At 67.9% G+C, this 14,999-nt stretch carries 11 protein-coding genes; 7 read left to right on the forward strand and 4 right to left on the reverse strand.

The window, feature by feature from the left end:
- Positions 1 to 16: 16 nt before the first annotated feature.
- On the reverse strand, positions 17 to 4,510 hold the full coding sequence (locus tag M3I53_RS27720; protein WP_254319061.1) for a DNA translocase FtsK: 4,494 nt from the start codon (positions 4,508 to 4,510) through the stop codon (positions 17 to 19).
- Between the two features lie 211 nt (positions 4,511 to 4,721).
- The gene (locus M3I53_RS27725) at positions 4,722 to 5,330 is read right to left on the reverse strand and encodes an META domain-containing protein (RefSeq protein WP_375542596.1); all 609 of its coding nucleotides are present in this window, start codon (positions 5,328 to 5,330) and stop codon (positions 4,722 to 4,724) included.
- A gap of 256 nt (positions 5,331 to 5,586) precedes the next feature.
- On the opposite strand from M3I53_RS27725, the gene purT reads away from it, so the two are divergent.
- The 7 genes from purT to M3I53_RS27760 all read left to right on the forward strand — a co-directional run bounded on the left by purT (position 5,587) and on the right by M3I53_RS27760 (position 13,000).
- Positions 5,587 to 6,810 (forward strand): formate-dependent phosphoribosylglycinamide formyltransferase, encoded by a 1,224-nt coding sequence (gene purT, locus M3I53_RS27730; RefSeq protein WP_254319062.1) that lies wholly within the window; start codon positions 5,587 to 5,589, stop codon positions 6,808 to 6,810.
- Positions 6,811 to 7,007: 197 nt separating this feature from the next.
- The gene (locus tag M3I53_RS27735; RefSeq protein WP_254319063.1) at positions 7,008 to 7,196 is read left to right on the forward strand and encodes a DUF6726 family protein; all 189 of its coding nucleotides are present in this window, start codon (positions 7,008 to 7,010) and stop codon (positions 7,194 to 7,196) included.
- Positions 7,197 to 7,260: 64 nt separating this feature from the next.
- Positions 7,261 to 7,695 (forward strand): MliC family protein, encoded by a 435-nt coding sequence (locus M3I53_RS27740; protein WP_254319064.1) that lies wholly within the window; start codon positions 7,261 to 7,263, stop codon positions 7,693 to 7,695.
- 115 nt (positions 7,696 to 7,810) lie between these two features.
- Positions 7,811 to 9,457, forward strand: a complete 1,647-nt coding sequence (locus tag M3I53_RS27745; protein ID WP_254319065.1) for an acetolactate synthase large subunit — start codon at positions 7,811 to 7,813, stop codon at positions 9,455 to 9,457.
- Positions 9,458 to 9,481: 24 nt separating this feature from the next.
- Positions 9,482 to 10,918 (forward strand): aldehyde dehydrogenase family protein, encoded by a 1,437-nt coding sequence (locus M3I53_RS27750; protein WP_254319066.1) that lies wholly within the window; start codon positions 9,482 to 9,484, stop codon positions 10,916 to 10,918.
- Between the two features lie 80 nt (positions 10,919 to 10,998).
- Complete coding sequence (locus M3I53_RS27755) at positions 10,999 to 11,283, forward strand: hypothetical protein (RefSeq protein WP_254319067.1); 285 nt, start codon at positions 10,999 to 11,001, stop codon at positions 11,281 to 11,283.
- A gap of 238 nt (positions 11,284 to 11,521) precedes the next feature.
- Complete coding sequence (locus M3I53_RS27760) at positions 11,522 to 13,000, forward strand: DEAD/DEAH box helicase (RefSeq protein WP_254319068.1); 1,479 nt, start codon at positions 11,522 to 11,524, stop codon at positions 12,998 to 13,000.
- A 78-nt stretch (positions 13,001 to 13,078) separates the two neighbouring features.
- Here the strand turns inward: M3I53_RS27760 and gluQRS are convergent, their stop codons facing one another.
- The gene (gene gluQRS / locus M3I53_RS27765; RefSeq protein ID WP_254319069.1) at positions 13,079 to 14,017 is read right to left on the reverse strand and encodes a tRNA glutamyl-Q(34) synthetase GluQRS; all 939 of its coding nucleotides are present in this window, start codon (positions 14,015 to 14,017) and stop codon (positions 13,079 to 13,081) included.
- A 9-nt stretch (positions 14,018 to 14,026) separates the two neighbouring features.
- The gene (locus M3I53_RS27770) at positions 14,027 to 14,908 is read right to left on the reverse strand and encodes a sulfurtransferase (RefSeq protein ID WP_254319070.1); all 882 of its coding nucleotides are present in this window, start codon (positions 14,906 to 14,908) and stop codon (positions 14,027 to 14,029) included.
- Between the last annotated feature and the right edge of the window lie 91 nt (positions 14,909 to 14,999).

A 14,999-nucleotide genomic window follows, 5' to 3' on the forward strand; every position in this document is an offset into this window, starting at 1 on the left:
CGCGAGGCGCGCCTTCTTATTCGCCCTGGCCGCCGCCCGGCGCGAGTACTTCGCGGCTGCCGTTGATGCCCATCGGCGAAACGAGTCCCGCCGTTTCCATCTGTTCGACCAGACGCGCGGCGCGGTTGTAGCCGATGCGCAGTTGCCGCTGCACCGACGAGATCGACGCGCGCCGCGTGCGCACGACGAACGCCACGGCTTCGTCGTAGAGCGGATCGGCTTCGGCGTCGGGCGAGTCGCCGAACAGGTCCTGCGGCGCGCCTTCGGCAGCCGGGCCTTCGAGAATGCCTTCGACGTACTCGGGCTCGCCGAACTGCTTCAGATACTCCACCACGGCGTGCACTTCCTCGTCTGCGACGAACGCGCCGTGCACGCGCTGCGGATAGCCCGTGCCCGGCGGCAGGAACAGCATGTCGCCCTGGCCGAGCAGCGACTCGGCGCCCATCTGGTCGAGAATCGTGCGCGAGTCGATCTTCGACGACACCTGGAACGCCACCCGCGTCGGAATATTCGCCTTGATGAGACCCGTGATGACGTCCACCGAAGGACGCTGGGTCGCGAGAATCAGGTGGATGCCGGCGGCGCGCGCCTTCTGGGCGAGACGCGCGATCAATTCTTCAATCTTCTTGCCCGCGACCATCATGAGGTCGGCGAGTTCGTCGATCACGACCACGATCATCGGCAGCGGCGAGAGCGGCTCGGGGGCTTCCGGCGTGAGCGAGAACGGGTTGCCGATCTTCTTTTCGTGGGCTTGAGCGTCGCGGATCTTCTGGTTGAAGCCCGCGAGATTGCGCACGCCCACCGCCGACATCAGCCGATAGCGCTTCTCCATCTCGCCCACGCACCAGTTGAGCGCGTTGGCGGCGAGCTTCATGTCGGTCACGACCGGTGCGAGCAGATGCGGAATGCCTTCGTACACGGAAAGCTCGAGCATCTTCGGATCGATCATGATGAGCCGCACGTCCTCGGGCGTCGCCTTGTAGAGCAGCGAAAGGATCATCGCGTTGATCGCGACCGACTTGCCCGAACCCGTCGTGCCCGCGACGAGCATGTGCGGCGCCTTGGCGAGATCGGTGACGATCGGATGGCCGACGATGTCCTTGCCCATCGCGATCGTGAGCTTCGACTGCGAGCGGTGGTACGGCGCCGATTCGAGGATCTCCGAGAGGCGGATCATCTGGCGGCGGGCGTTCGGCAGTTCGAGGCCCATGCAGGTCTTGCCGGGGATCGTTTCGACCACACGGATCGATGTGAGGCCCAGGCCGCGCGAGAGATCCTTCATCAGGCCGACGATCTGGCTGCCGCGCACGCCAAGCGCGGGATCCACTTCAAAGCGCGTGATGACCGGACCCGCCGAGGCGCCGACCACCGTCACGGGGACCTTGAACTCCTGAAGACGCTGCTCGATGAGCTGGCTCGTTTCGGCGAGCTTTTGCTCGGAGACGGGCTCGATCTCGGACGATGCGCGCTCGAGCAGATCGAGCCCGGGCAGTTCGACCGCCGATGCGCTGAGCGGCTCGAACGCGAAGGACGTCGGCGCGTGGCCGCGTACGGGAGCGCGCTGGACTACGGGCTCGGGGGCTTCGATGGTTTCGGGTGCTTCGATGGCTTCGGAGACGGCCTCGAAGTCGGAGCTCTCCGCTATGCGTTCGGTGGCGACGGCGGGGTAGGGCGCCGCGATCGGAATGGCCACCGACGCAGCAGGCTGCGAGGGAGTCGGAGCGAGCGTGGCCTCGGCGGGCGCAGGACGGCTTTGCGTTGGCGTTTCGGCAACCCACGGCGGCGTTGCTGCGGGTGCGGGCGCCGGCGTTGCGGGCAGGGGCGTCGCGTCAAAAGGCGTGGTCTGGGTTGCCGGCGCGCCAGGTGCCCGCAACGCCTCAGCCGCTTCGTCCGCAACCCCTTGCGCTTCATCTATCGACGCGGGGAACGCATCGACGCTGGCAGATTCGCTGCGCGCGACGGGCGCGAAAGGCTCGCTCGCCTTCTGCTCTGCCACCGGCGAAGGCAGTGCGTCGAAGGGGGTTGCGGGAGCCGCATGCGTAACCGTCGGCGCGACATCTGCAGGCGTCGCGTGCGCAGAGGTTTCGAACGCGCTGCCGTACGTGCCGTACGCCGATTCGTCGCGGGTCGTCGTCGACGCCGGTTCGACCACTACGTCGGCGCGGGTGCTTGCTTCGAGCGGTTGCTCGCTTACGGGCGCGCCGTGCTGCGCAAGCGCGGCGGCGGCATCCGGTTGCGTTTCGCGATCGAGGCGGGGGAAGTGCACGATGTTCGACGCGGCCGATGTGTCGAACTCGTCGTTTGCCTGGTGCGCAGCGTGCGATTCGGCCGACGCGGGTTGCCCGGCCTGCGCGCTTGCGGCGACCGGCGTTTGCGTCGCTGCGGGCACTGGCTCTGGCGCCGGTGCCACAACGCGAGAAACCGCTGCGGGCTCAGGCGTAGGCACCTGCTCCTGCACCGTCGATGGGCTGAACGCGAAGAACGGTTCGACGGCGTGCGTCTCGGCGGGAGCGATGGACGGTTCATCGTCGAGCAGGATCCACGGCATTCCGTGATCCAGTGTTGGCCAGGGCGAGGGTGTGGCGGGTTCCTGCGCCGCAGCTTGCAGCGGCTCCGCATGCGTCGTCTCGCTCGAGGCGCTTTGCGTAGCTTCGTCCACGTGCGACGCCATCGGTTGCCAGGCAGTCGGCGCAGCCATGTAGCCGGCGCTGACGGAATTCGGCTCGGACGATGCCGGGGTCTGAGCCGCGGCAGGGGAGGGGGCAGCGGACGTCGCGCCTGGTGACGTGTCGCCCGGTTGCGGCGAGGCGTGCGTTTCCACGAACGATGGCTCACCCACGCTTGGCGAAACGTAGTCACCGTCCGGCGGCGTGACTGGGGCGAACGTCGTTTCCAGCGACCCGCCCGACGGCGTCACCGGCGCCGCCGCCGTCGCAATGTCCGGCGATGCGCTCGGGAATTGGGCGTGCGTTTGTTCCTCGCCCGCGAGCGCGCCCGCTTCGTCCAGGGTGCGGCGTGCGAGGCTCGCGCCGGCGAGCGTGGTCCAGCGTGCGGCGTTCTCTTCGATCGAGCGCAACGTTTCGAGCACGCTCGTCGAGAGCGGTGCCTCCGCCTGCGGCGCGCTGGTAGGCGCGGGGCGCGAGTAGGCGGGCGTTGCGGGCGGCTTTTCTGCCGGATGCGAGCCGAACGACGCGGTGTGCGGCGCACCCATGGGCGGGGGAGGGTTCACGCGCGCGGGCTGCCCCTGCCAGACGTACGGCTTAGGCGGCTTCGCGACGCGCGGCGGCGCGGCGGCCGCGGCGCGCGCGGCCGTGCTGCCCGCCGCGGGAGGCGGCGCGGCGCGGCGCGGCATGACGGGTTGTGCGAACGGCGAAGTCAGTGGATCGAGCGGCGCCGGCGTCGTGCCGAACGCGGCACTGCGCGCGGCGGCCGCCGCTGCGGCGGCGCCGGCCGCGAGCGGCGCACCGTGCACCGCCGCTGAAACCGTTGCCGCAGCTGTGCGCGCACCCGCGCCGGTCATAGCGGCGGCCATGGCCGGCCGCGTGTTAGCCGTCTGCGCCCGCCACGGCGCATTGGGCTGCGCAGGGACGGCCTGCGCCCCATGCACACCCGCGACGTCCTGCACGGCGCTCGCACCGCGCACCGGCTGGCGGCGTGCGTCGCCGAGCGGCGCGCCGGGTTGCAACGGCGCGCGCGGCGGCTCCATCGGGGCTCGCGACGCACCCGCAGGCGGCATTTGGGCCGGCGCACGCGTGCCGCGCAGCCAGTCGGCGGCCGCGGTCGGCTCGGTGCGCGCCCAAGCCGCTGAGGCATCGGCGGGACCACGGAAGCCCGGTTCGGCTCGCCACGAACCCGCGTCCGCAAACGCGTTCGGTGCGGTGGCAGCGGCCGATGCTGCGCCAAGTCCCGCGGCCATCGCGCCGGCTCTGCGCGGAGTGTCGCGACCCTCGCGCGTGTCACGTGTGTCACGTGTGTCACGCGCCGGCGGACGCCAGATCGTCGGCCGTTTGCGTCGCGCGCCGTCGCCAGGCATCGGCGGATTGAAGGTGGCGGCGCTATGCGCGGGCAGTCCCTCTTCGGCCGCGGCGCGGCGGCTGCGGCGTTCGCGGCGCGGGCTGTCTTCGGTCTCACGCGCGGCGCGGATGTTCAGGCCGAGCCCGAGCGAGATGTCGGCCCAGGCGAGGAATTCACGCCAATGGAAGTCGAGCAGCCACGGCAAGCTCACGAGGAAGAGCGCCGTCATTGCGAGCGGCGCGGCGACGTGGCCGATGAGCTTGCCGAGCCCGCCCGAAAGTGCGTGGCCGAGTGCGTTGAAACCGGCGATGTCGATGAGCGTCGCCTCGAGCGCGCAGCTCGCCACGAGCACGCCGGCGAAGCCGAGCCAGAGCCGGATCGTGCCCGGGCCGCGCAGGCCCGCGCCGCCCGGCAGCACGGACTTGACGAGACGCCAGATCAGAGGGATGAACCAGACGGCCGAAACGCCGAACCAGCCAGGAACTACCGTGTGCATGCCGAAGATGTACGTAGAGAAGGTGTGCGACGTGTGGAGTGTACCCGCTCGGCCCCTGCGCGCCGCCATCCACTTGAGGGCGGTGTTGCGCGCGGCACGGCAGGCGTTGCGCGCCCGACACGCCAAAGACCCCGCACGGGCCGTTTTGGTTCGCGCGCAACAAAAAAAGCGCCGCGCCGGGCAAGGGCGCGGCGGCTCATGCGCGCAGCGTTCACTGCGCCGGTTTGGCGTCCGAGGCGGCGCCGGGCGTCGCGGCCGGGCCCGCGCCTGGTTCGGCGCCCTGCTCGGCGAACGTCAGGCGGTCGCCGTTTTCGAGCACGAGAAAGAGCGATTGCGGTTGGCGCATCTGCACGCCGGAGCGTGCGATATGCGAGAGCGCTTCCAGATAAGCGCCCTCGATATCGCCGCCCGCGCCGATGCACGCCATGCGCGTGCCGCCGAGCTGACCGAACGAGAGCAGGCCGTTCTTGAGCGTATAGGCGCCGAAGTAACGGTTGCAGCCCGAAAAGCCGCTTGCGCGGCGCTGGCCGCTCTCGGTCGAGAGGTCGAGCGTAATGGGGCGAGCGTCGGGGTTTTCGGCGTTGCGGCCCGGCAGGGCGCGCATCGTGCCGTCGGCGCGCTTCCATTCCACGAGCTGCCAGTGCGTGTTGTCGAGCAGCTGCGTCGTGGCGGGGTTGAACGGATCGGGCAGCGGCGCGGAGGCGTCCGTGTGCACGGGCAGCTTGCACGCGCACACCAGCAGGGCCGCAGCGAGCATCGCCGTGCGCGAGGCCAGCTTTCGCGCGAATTCGCCTCGGGCAGGGCGCAGGCGCTGACGCATATTCATGCGCGGGCTCTGGCTCGGTGCCTGGATCGGCGTCTGGCTCGCCGTCTGGCTAATAGGCATCGCATCGTTCCTCGTAATCGACGAAGGCGTAAGCGTAACGCACCGCGCTGCAGCATGCGAGCGCAAACGTGTGTGCGCCGCGCCTGAAGCGGGCTGCCGCCGACGCGCCAACGCGCCTCGCCGCGGCAAGGCCGCGTGTTAACATCGGCGCTCTTACGCATTTGCGCCATACCGCCACTCCGGAGACATCATGCAAACCCGCCCCCGCATCGGCACGCCGCTTTCCGCTTCCGCCACCCGTGTCATGCTGCTCGGCGCGGGCGAGCTTGGCAAGGAAGTGATCATCGCGCTGCAACGCCTCGGCGTTGAGGTGATCGCCGTCGATCGTTACGAAAACGCGCCCGGCCATCAGGTCGCGCATCGCGCGCACGTGATCGACATGGCCGACCCCCAGGCGCTGCGCGCGCTCATCGACGCCGAACGCCCGCATCTCGTCGTGCCCGAAATCGAAGCGATCGCCACCGATGCGCTAGCGGCCGTCGAGGCCGAGGGTGTCGCCGAGGTGATCCCCACCGCGCGCGCCGCGCAGCTAACGATGAACCGCGAGGGCATTCGCCGCCTCGCCGCCGAGGAACTCGGCCTCGCCACCTCGCCCTATGCGTTCGCCGATTCGCTCGACGAGCTGAAGGCGGGCGTCGCCAAGGTCGGCTATCCGTGCGTGGTGAAGCCGGTGATGTCGTCGTCGGGCAAGGGGCAGTCGGTCGTGCGCAGCGACGCCGACGTCGAGCGCGCCTGGGAATACGCGCTCGCGGGCGGCCGAGTGAACCGCGGTCGCGTGATCGTCGAGGGCTTCATCAACTTCGACTACGAAATCACGCAGCTCACCGTGCGCGCCATCGACCCGGCCAGCGGCCAGGTGCAGACGTATTTCTGCGATCCGATCGGCCACCTCCAGGTGGACGGCGACTACGTCGAATCGTGGCAGCCGCAGCCGATGAGCGCGAAGGCGCTCGAGTGCTCGCGCGAAATCTCGCACAAGGTGACCGAGGCGCTGGGCGGCCGTGGTCTCTTCGGCGTCGAACTGTTCGTGCGCGGCGACGAGGTGTGGTTCTCGGAAGTGAGCCCGCGCCCGCACGACACGGGGCTCGTCACGCTCGCGTCGCAGCGCTTCTCCGAGTTCGAACTGCATGCGCGCGCGATTCTCGGCCTGCCCGTCGATACGACGGCGCGCGGTCCGGGCGCCTCGGCCGTGATCTACGGCGGCATGGACGCGCGCGGCATCGCATTCGAAGGCGTTGCGCAGGCGCTGGCCGTGCCGGGCGCGGATCTGCGCCTGTTCGGCAAGCCCGAGAGCTTCGTGAAGCGCCGCATGGGCGTTGCGCTCGCCACGGGCGCCGACACGGACGAGGCCCGCTCGCGCGCCCGCGAAGCGGCTGCGGCGGTGCGTCCGGTTGCGGCAGATGTGTCGAGCTAACGTGCCCACGGCGTACACTGAGTCCAGCCAAAGCGGGCTCGGCATGCGCGGCTCGATCCGCGTTTGATTTGCCACAAGCTGCCAGCGCGTCGATTGCACGATAATCGCCCCCTTTCCCGCGGCCGTGCGCCCGGCAGCCCCGACAGAGGCGCCGCGTGTCCCGGGTTCTCATGTCAGCCAAAGGTGAAAAGGTGCGAATGGGCAAGCTACTGGTGTTTCATGCGCGCCGTCTGAGCGTGCTCGCGCTCTGCGGCCTTGCGCTCGCGGGCTGCGGTGTGGCGGCCGCGCCGTGCCGCGTGGCCTCGGCGGGTTTGAAGATCGTGCCGCTCGTTGGCCACCTGGCGGCCGCGCCCACCGACGCCTGCGCGGATGCGATCGACCCCTGAACGTGCGTCCATGACCTGGCGCGCTGCCCGATCCACGCCATTCAGGCAATCTCCGGAGAACTCGATGAAGCGACGCCGAAGCCGCGCTCGCGAGCGCAATGTCCCGTTTTCGTTCGCTCGCGCGCTGGCCGTGCCGGCGCTCGCATGCGCCCTGGCCGCGAGCGCGGCGCATGCCGCATCGGGCAATGCCGCGCCGGGCGCAGCGCTCGACATACGCGATATTCACGTGCAGTCGCGCCACACGTTCAGCTACACCTGCGCCAACAGCAAGACCTTCAAGGTCACCTATCTGAACGCGGCCAACGGCCAGAGCTTCGCGGTCGTGCCGGTGAAAGGCCGCAAGCTCCTGTTCGTCGGCGTGATCGCTGCGTCTGGCGTGAAGTACGTCGCCGACCGCTACACGTGGTGGACCAAGGGCCCCGGCGCGGATCTCTACGACGTCACGTCCGACGCTAGTCCGAAGCCGGTACTCTCGGGCTGCGCGACGATCATGCGCTGACGCCGGACGCACGCTTCACGACGCATTCCGCCTGGCGGGAGTAACCTGTCGGCCTGTTCGCGAAGGCCGGCTGCCGCCCGCGCCGCCGGCCACGCTCTTGCCAGCGAGGTGGTCGATGAAAGCATCGGATCTGTTCGTGAAGGCGCTCGAAGCAGAAGGCGTCGATTATGTCTTCGGTATTCCAGGGGAAGAGAACCTCGACCTGCTCGAATCGCTGCGGCGCTCGAAGATTCGTCTGATCGTCACGCGCCATGAGCAGGCCGCGGGCTTCATGGCCGCCACTTACGGGCGGCTGACGGGCCGCACCGGCGTGTGTCTGGCCACGCTGGGGCCCGGCGCCACCAACTTCGTGACCGCCGCCGCCTACGCGCAGCTCGGCGGCATGCCCATGCTGATGGTCACGGGCCAGAAGCCCATCAAGTCGAGCAAGCAGGGCCACTTCCAGATCGTCGACGTCGTGCGCATGATGGAGCCGCTCACCAAGTACGCGCGTCAGATCGTTTCCATCGGCAACATTCCGGCGCTCGTGCGCGAGGCGTTTCGCCAGGCCGAGCAGGAGCGGCCCGGCGCCGTGCATCTCGAACTGCCCGAAGACGTGGCCGACGAAGAGGGCGACGGCAAGCCTATTCCCAAGAGCTTCAGCCGCCGGCCCGTGGCCGAGGAAAAGGCCGTCGCGCACGCGGTGGCGGCGATCTGCAAGGCGCGCCATCCGCTTCTCATGATCGGCGCGGGGGGCAATCGCAAGACCACGCGCAACGTGCTGCGCGAATTCGTCGACGAAACCGGCATCCCGTTCTTCACCACGCAGATGGGCAAGGGCGTGATCGACGAGTCGCATCCACTGTGGCTCGGCAATGCCACGCTGTCGGACGGCGATTTCGTGCATCGCGCGATCGAGCACGCCGACTGCATCATCAACGTCGGCCACGACGTGATCGAAAAGCCGCCGTTTTTCATGCGCAGCGCGGAAGAGAGAACCGTCATCCACGTGAATTTTCTCGGCGCGGAAGTCGACCCCGTGTATTTCCCGCAGATCGAAGTGGTGGGCGACATCGCCAACGCGGTGTGGCAGCTCAAGGAGAGCCTGAAACCGCGCGAGCACGCGTGGGACTTCGCGCGCTTCGAGGAGATCAAGCGCCATTTCGAGGCGCATCTCGCCAAAGGCCAGCACGACGAGCGCTTTCCCATGTATCCGGTGCGGCTCGTGCACGACGTGTACGGCGCGATGCCCGAGGACGGCATCCTGTGCCTCGACAACGGCATGTACAAGATCTGGTTCGCGCGCTACTACCGCGCGCGTGAGCCCAATTCGATCCTGCTCGACAACGCGCTCGCCTCGATGGGTGCGGGGCTGCCTTCGGCCATTGCCACGAAGATCGTGCATCCGCAGCGCAAGGTCGTGGCGGTGTGCGGCGACGGCGGTTTCATGATGAATTCGCAGGAACTGGAGACGGCGGTGCGCCTGAAGCTCGATCTCGTCGTGCTGCTGTTGCGCGACGACGCGTTCGGCATGATCCGCTGGAAGCAGGAGAACATGAATTTCCCCGATTACGGGATGACGCTGCAGAACCCCGATTTCGTCGACTATGCGCAGAGCTACGGCGCGCATGGTCACCGCGTGGGCTCGGCGGACCAGCTCAAGCCGCTCGTCGAGCAGTGCCTCGTGCAACCGGGCGTGCATGTAATCGACGTGCCCATCGACTATTCGGACAACGAGCGCGTGCTCAATCGCGACATCAAGCGCCTGAGCGCGCAGCTTTGACGCCGCACTTACGGAGAACCCGTCATGCTCAAACCGACTTATCCGTACTATCTGGCCAACGAGGCCGTTGCCGCCAATACCGACCTCGAAGTCACCGACAAATACAGCGGCGAAGTCGCCACGCGCGTCGCGCTCGCCGACGCGAAAGCGATCGACCAGGCCATCGCGGCAGCCGAAGCCGCCATGCCCGCCATGCGCGCGTACCCGCCGTACAAGCGTCAGGCCGTGATCGACCATTGCGTGGCGCGCTTTCGCGAGCGCTTCGACGAGTTGGCGATGGCGCTGTGCATCGAGGCGGGCAAGCCGATCAACGACTCGCGCGGCGAGGCCACGCGCCTGATCGACACGTTCCGTGTGGCCGCCGAAGAGAGCGTGCGCATCGACGGCGAGATCGTGAATCTCGAGATTTCGGCGCGCGCGAAGGGCTATCACGGCTACGTGAAGCGCGTGCCGATCGGGCCGTGCTCGTTCATCTCGCCGTTCAATTTCCCGCTCAACCTGGCGGCGCACAAGGTCGCGCCGGCGCTGGCCGCCGGCGTGCCGTTCGTGCTGAAGCCGGCGAGCCGCACGCCGGTTGGGGCGCTCATCATCGGCGAGGTGCTGGCGGAGACCGACCTGCCCAAGGGCGCGTTCTCGATCCTGCCCGCGCACCGCGACGGCGCCGACCTCTTCACCACCGACGAGCGCTTCAAGCTGCTCTCGTTCACGGGCTCGCCGGCGGTCGGCTGGGATCTCAAAAAGAAGGCCGGCAAGAAGAAGGTGGTGCTGGAGCTGGGCGGCAATGCGGCGGCCATCGTCGACGGCGATCAGGGCGGCAAGCTCGATTACGTCGTCGACCGGCTGGCCTTCGGGGCGTACTACCAGTCGGGGCAGAGCTGCATCGGCGTGCAGCGCATTCTCGCGCATGCGTCGATCTACGACACGCTGCGCGAGAAGCTCATCGCCAAGGTCAAGACGCTCAAGATGGGCGACCCGAAGGACGAAACGACCTTCGTTGGACCGATGATCTCGGAGTCCGAGTCGAAACGTCTCGCGGGCTGGATGGAGAGCGCGGTGCTCGCGGGTGCGAAGATTGTCGCCGGCGGCAAGGTGGACGGCGCGATGTTCGAGGCCACGCTGCTCGAAGATGTGCGCCGCGACACCGATCTTTACCGCAAGGAGGCGTTCGGGCCGGTCGCGATCCTCGAGCGTTTCGACGACTTCGGCCAGGCGATCGAGATTGTCAACGACAGCGATTTCGGCCTGCAGGCGGGCGTGTTCACCGATTCGCTCGCCAACGCGCACCGCGCATGGGACGGGCTCGATGTGGGCGGCGTGGTGATCAACGATATTCCGTCATTTCGCGTCGATAACATGCCGTACGGCGGCGTCAAGGACTCTGGCCTCGGGCGCGAGGGCGTGCGCTACGCGATCGAGGATATGACCGAACTGCGGCTGATGGTGATCCGCGAGACGTGGTGAATGGCGAGCGGCGGGCTGGCGGCTTGGCGGAAAAGGGTGCGATGCATCGCCGCATGGCACGCGGGAATTTCCGGTGCGCCATGTTGCAGAACGCCTGGCCCGCTGCCATAGGGATCTATGCCGAGGTGCTACAATACCGGCCTTTCGGCCCTTTGCGCCTGCCGCAAAGAGCGGGCAGAACGCCGGCAGCAAGCAAGCCGAAAGCAGGCAACAAGCAGCAAGCAAGCAAGCAGCAAGCCGTCCTGCGGCTTGCTGGATCGGCTGAATCGCCGATCGAGTCGTTTCACATTTCCGGTGCGCGCGCCCGTCAAGAGACGAGGACGGCGCCGGAACCATCTGGAATCGAGCGAGTCTGGCTGGGTTGAACCCGAGCGAGCGCGGCGATGCAGCCGGCGCCCCGTCCCCGGCAGATTGTCTCGTCGTCCACAGGCCATCCCGGGCCATCCGTTTGCCGGGAAGCCCTCGCGGGCGTGTGTTCCGCCCGTCGCAGGAGGGCGCCTGACGTGTTGTCCGGCGCCTTTGCATCGACCTGCAATGCCCAGCAGTGACCATTTGAGGCGCTCCCGCGCCTTGCGCGAATAGCGCCTTTATAGCGAAGCCACCATGTCCGACACAGCCGTCACGCCCAGCACTGCGAACTTTGACCAGTTTGGTCTGGCCCCCGAAATCCTCAGGGCGGTCAAGGAGCAGGGCTACACGACGCCCACGCCGATCCAGGCGGAGGCGATTCCCGTGGTGCTCACGGGCCGCGACGTGATGGGCGCCGCGCAAACCGGCACGGGCAAGACGGCTAGCTTCTCGCTGCCGATCCTGCAACGCCTCCTGCCGATGGCGAGCACGAGCGCTTCGCCCGCCCGCCATCCGGTGCGTGCGTTGATTCTCACGCCCACGCGCGAGCTGGCCGACCAGGTCGCCAACAACGTGCGCACCTACGCGCAGCACACGCCGCTGCGCAGCGCGGTGGTGTTCGGCGGCGTCGACATGAATCCGCAGTCCGACGAGCTGCGCCGCGGCGTGGAAATCCTGATCGCGACGCCTGGCCGCCTGCTCGACCACGTGCAGCAAAAGACCACGAACCTGGGTCAGGTGCAGATGCTCGTGCTCGACGAAGCCGACCGCATGCTCGACATGGGCTTCCTGCCCGACCTGCAGCGCATCCTGAACCTGCTGCCGAAGGAGCGCCAGACGCTGCTGTTCTCGGCCACGTTCTCGGGCGAGATCAAGAAGCTCGCCGCGACCTATCTGCGCTCGCCGCAGACCATCGAGGTGGCGCGCAGCAACTCCACCGCGACCAACGTCACCCAGGTGGTGTACGAAGTCGCCGAGGGCGACAAGACCGGCGCGGTCGTTCAGCTGATCCGCGACCGGGGCCTGAAGCAGGTGATCGTGTTCTGCAACAGCAAGATCGGTGCGAGCCGTCTCGCGCGCCAGATCGAAAAGCAGGGCATCGTCGCGTCCGCGATCCACGGCGACCGCACGCAGAGCGAGCGCATGCAGGCACTCGACGCGTTCAAGCGCGGCGAAATCGAAGCGCTCGTGGCGACCGACGTGGCCGCGCGCGGCCTCGACATTGCCGAACTGCCCGCTGTCATCAACTTCGACCTGCCGTTCAACGCCGAAGACTACGTGCACCGCATTGGCCGCACCGGCCGCGCGGGCGCCTCGGGTGACGCGCTTTCGCTGTGCAGCCCGAACGAGAAGAAGCAACTCGCCGATATCGAGAAGCTCATCAAGCGTCCGCTGACCGTGGAGCGCCTCGTGGTCGACGTGCCGGTGCCGCATCACGAGGGTGGCGGCCGCCGCCGCGAACGCGACGGCCATGAAGGCCGCGAAGGCCGCGGTGAACGCGGCGAGCGCGGCACGCACCGCCGCGCGGCGTCGTTCGAGCGCCCGCATCATCATCGTTCGCAGCCCGTCGACGATTTTTTCCTGAAGCCCTACGAGCCCTCGGCGAGCGCGCGCAGCAAGGCGGAAGACAAGCCCGCGAATGCCGCGCCGCAAAAGCAGCAATCGAAGCAGCCGCTCGCCGCGCTGCTGGGCGGCCTGGGGTCGTCGTGGCGCAACAAGCCGACGTCGTCTTAGTCGAGCTGAGTTCGAGGGCGAGAGATTCGCGCGGTGCAGAAAGACGGCATATCGCTTCGGGCGGCATGCCGTTTTTGTTTAAGCGGCCGGCAATTGCGCGAGCCGCCGCTTCCACGCATCGATCGCATCGAGCTGGAACGCTGCGAGCGTCGCGGGCGCGGTATCGTGCAATTCGAGTCCCAGGTGCCGCGCCGCGGCCATCAGCGCCTCCAGCGGCCGTGACGCATCGAGGGCTTGCGCCCCGGTCTGCTTCGAGAGCTTTTCGCCATCCGCGTTCGTGACGACCGGCACATGCAGATACGCGGGCGTCGGCACGCCAAGACACTGCTGGAGCCAGACTTGCCGCGCCGTCGAATCGAGCAGGTCCGCGCCGCGCACCACGTGCGTGATGCGCTGTTGCGCGTCGTCTACGACGACGGCAAGCTGGTAGGCCCACTGGCCGTCCGCGCGCAGCAGCACGAAATCGCCGACTTCGGTTGCGAGGTTCTGATGCTGCGGGCCTTGCCAGCGGTCGTCGAAGCGGATCAATGCGGGATTGGCGTGCGCGCCTGCGGGTTCGTCCGCCGTTGCTGCGTCAGGCACGCGCAGCCGCCACGCGCGGGCGGGCTTGCCGTGCAGGCCGTCGCGGCAGGTGCCAGGGTAGATCAGCGTGGTGTTGCGCTGATGCGCGCCCAGTTGCGAATCGGCGATTTCCTTGCGCGTGCAGCCGCACGGATAGACGTGGCCCGAGGCGATCAGCCGGTCGAGCGCCCCGCGGTAAAGACCGGTGCGGCGGCTCTGCCATTCGGGCGGCTCGTCGGCGTGAAAGCCGAAGGCCGCAAGCGTCGCGAGGATGTCTTCGGCTGCGCCCGGCACGGTGCGCGGGCCGTCGATGTCCTCCACGCGCACGAGCCAGGCGCCGCCATGCGCTCGCGCGTCGAGCCAGCTCGCGAGCGCAGAGACGAGCGAGCCAAAGTGCAGCGGGCCAGTGGGCGAGGGCGCGAAGCGCCCGCGATACCCTTGTGGCGTTGCGCTCACGCGCGCAGCTTAAGCGGCAGCCTGAGCGGCTGCATCCGGTGCGCCCGCGCGCTCCGGATGGCACGCCGGGCAGCTCTTGCCCACCACGTAGAGCGGCGAAGCCTGCTCCTGCGGCGTCACGACGGCTCGGCACGCGAAGCACTGCACGGTGTCCGTCGGCTCGAGCTGCGGATTGAGCGCGGTGCGCTGGTCGAACACGAAGCAGTCGCCGTTGTAGTGCGCGCCGCCCACTTCCTCGAAGTACTTGAGAATGCCGCCTTCGAGCTGATACACGTGCTCGATGCCCATTTCCTTCATGTGGATGGCGGCCTTTTCGCAGCGAATGCCGCCCGTGCAGAACGACACGACCGTCTTGCCTTCGAGATCGGTGCGGTTCGCCTCGATCACGCCGGGGAATTCGCTGAACTTGTCGATGCGGTAGTCGAGCGCCTTGTCGAACGTGCCGACATCGATTTCGAACGCGTTGCGCGTGTCGAGCATGACGACGGGGCGGCATTCGTCGTCGAAGCCGCGGTCGAGCCACTCCTTGAGCACGACAGGCGCCACGGAAGGCGCGCGGCCTTCCTCGGGGCGGATCGCGGGCTTCTTCATCGTGATGATCTCGCGCTTCAGGCGCACGAGCATACGGTTGAACGGCCGCGTTTGGGAGAAGCTTTCCTTGAACTGCAGCGTCGCGAACTTGCCCTCGAAGAGCGGATCGTGATTGATGAAGTCCATGAAGGCGCGCACGTCGCCTTCATCGCCGGCAACGAACAGGTTGATGCCTTCCGGCGCGAGCAGGATCGTGCCCCGCAGATCGAGCGATTGGCAGCGCTCGAGCACGAGCGGACGCCACTCGGCGGTCCTGTCGAGCGTGGCGAACTGGTAAGCGGAAAGATTGAGGATACGCATGGTGCAACTGGAAAAGCGCCATTAAAAAAGCGCGTGAAACTGGAGCCGGGCGCGCGTGCTTGCCTTTCAGATGCGGGTCCCCGAAAAACGG

The organism is Paraburkholderia sp. CNPSo 3272 (assembly GCF_024206495.1).
Lineage (GTDB): Bacteria > Pseudomonadota > Gammaproteobacteria > Burkholderiales > Burkholderiaceae > Paraburkholderia.

Excerpts from the sequence above, each read along its gene's own strand:
- M3I53_RS27720 (WP_254319061.1), bottom strand. The coding sequence starts at position 4,510 with ATGCACACGGTAGTTCCTGGCTGGTTCGGCGTTTCGGCCGTCTGGTTC.
- M3I53_RS27725 (WP_375542596.1), bottom strand. The coding sequence starts at position 5,330 with ATGCGTCAGCGCCTGCGCCCTGCCCGAGGCGAATTCGCGCGAAAGCTG.
- purT (WP_254319062.1), top strand. The coding sequence starts at position 5,587 with ATGCAAACCCGCCCCCGCATCGGCACGCCGCTTTCCGCTTCCGCCACC.
- M3I53_RS27735 (WP_254319063.1), top strand. The coding sequence starts at position 7,008 with ATGGGCAAGCTACTGGTGTTTCATGCGCGCCGTCTGAGCGTGCTCGCG.
- M3I53_RS27740 (WP_254319064.1), top strand. The coding sequence starts at position 7,261 with ATGAAGCGACGCCGAAGCCGCGCTCGCGAGCGCAATGTCCCGTTTTCG.
- M3I53_RS27745 (WP_254319065.1), top strand. The coding sequence starts at position 7,811 with ATGAAAGCATCGGATCTGTTCGTGAAGGCGCTCGAAGCAGAAGGCGTC.
- M3I53_RS27750 (WP_254319066.1), top strand. The coding sequence starts at position 9,482 with ATGCTCAAACCGACTTATCCGTACTATCTGGCCAACGAGGCCGTTGCC.
- M3I53_RS27755 (WP_254319067.1), top strand. The coding sequence starts at position 10,999 with ATGTTGCAGAACGCCTGGCCCGCTGCCATAGGGATCTATGCCGAGGTG.
- M3I53_RS27760 (WP_254319068.1), top strand. The coding sequence starts at position 11,522 with ATGTCCGACACAGCCGTCACGCCCAGCACTGCGAACTTTGACCAGTTT.
- M3I53_RS27770 (WP_254319070.1), bottom strand. The coding sequence starts at position 14,908 with ATGCGTATCCTCAATCTTTCCGCTTACCAGTTCGCCACGCTCGACAGG.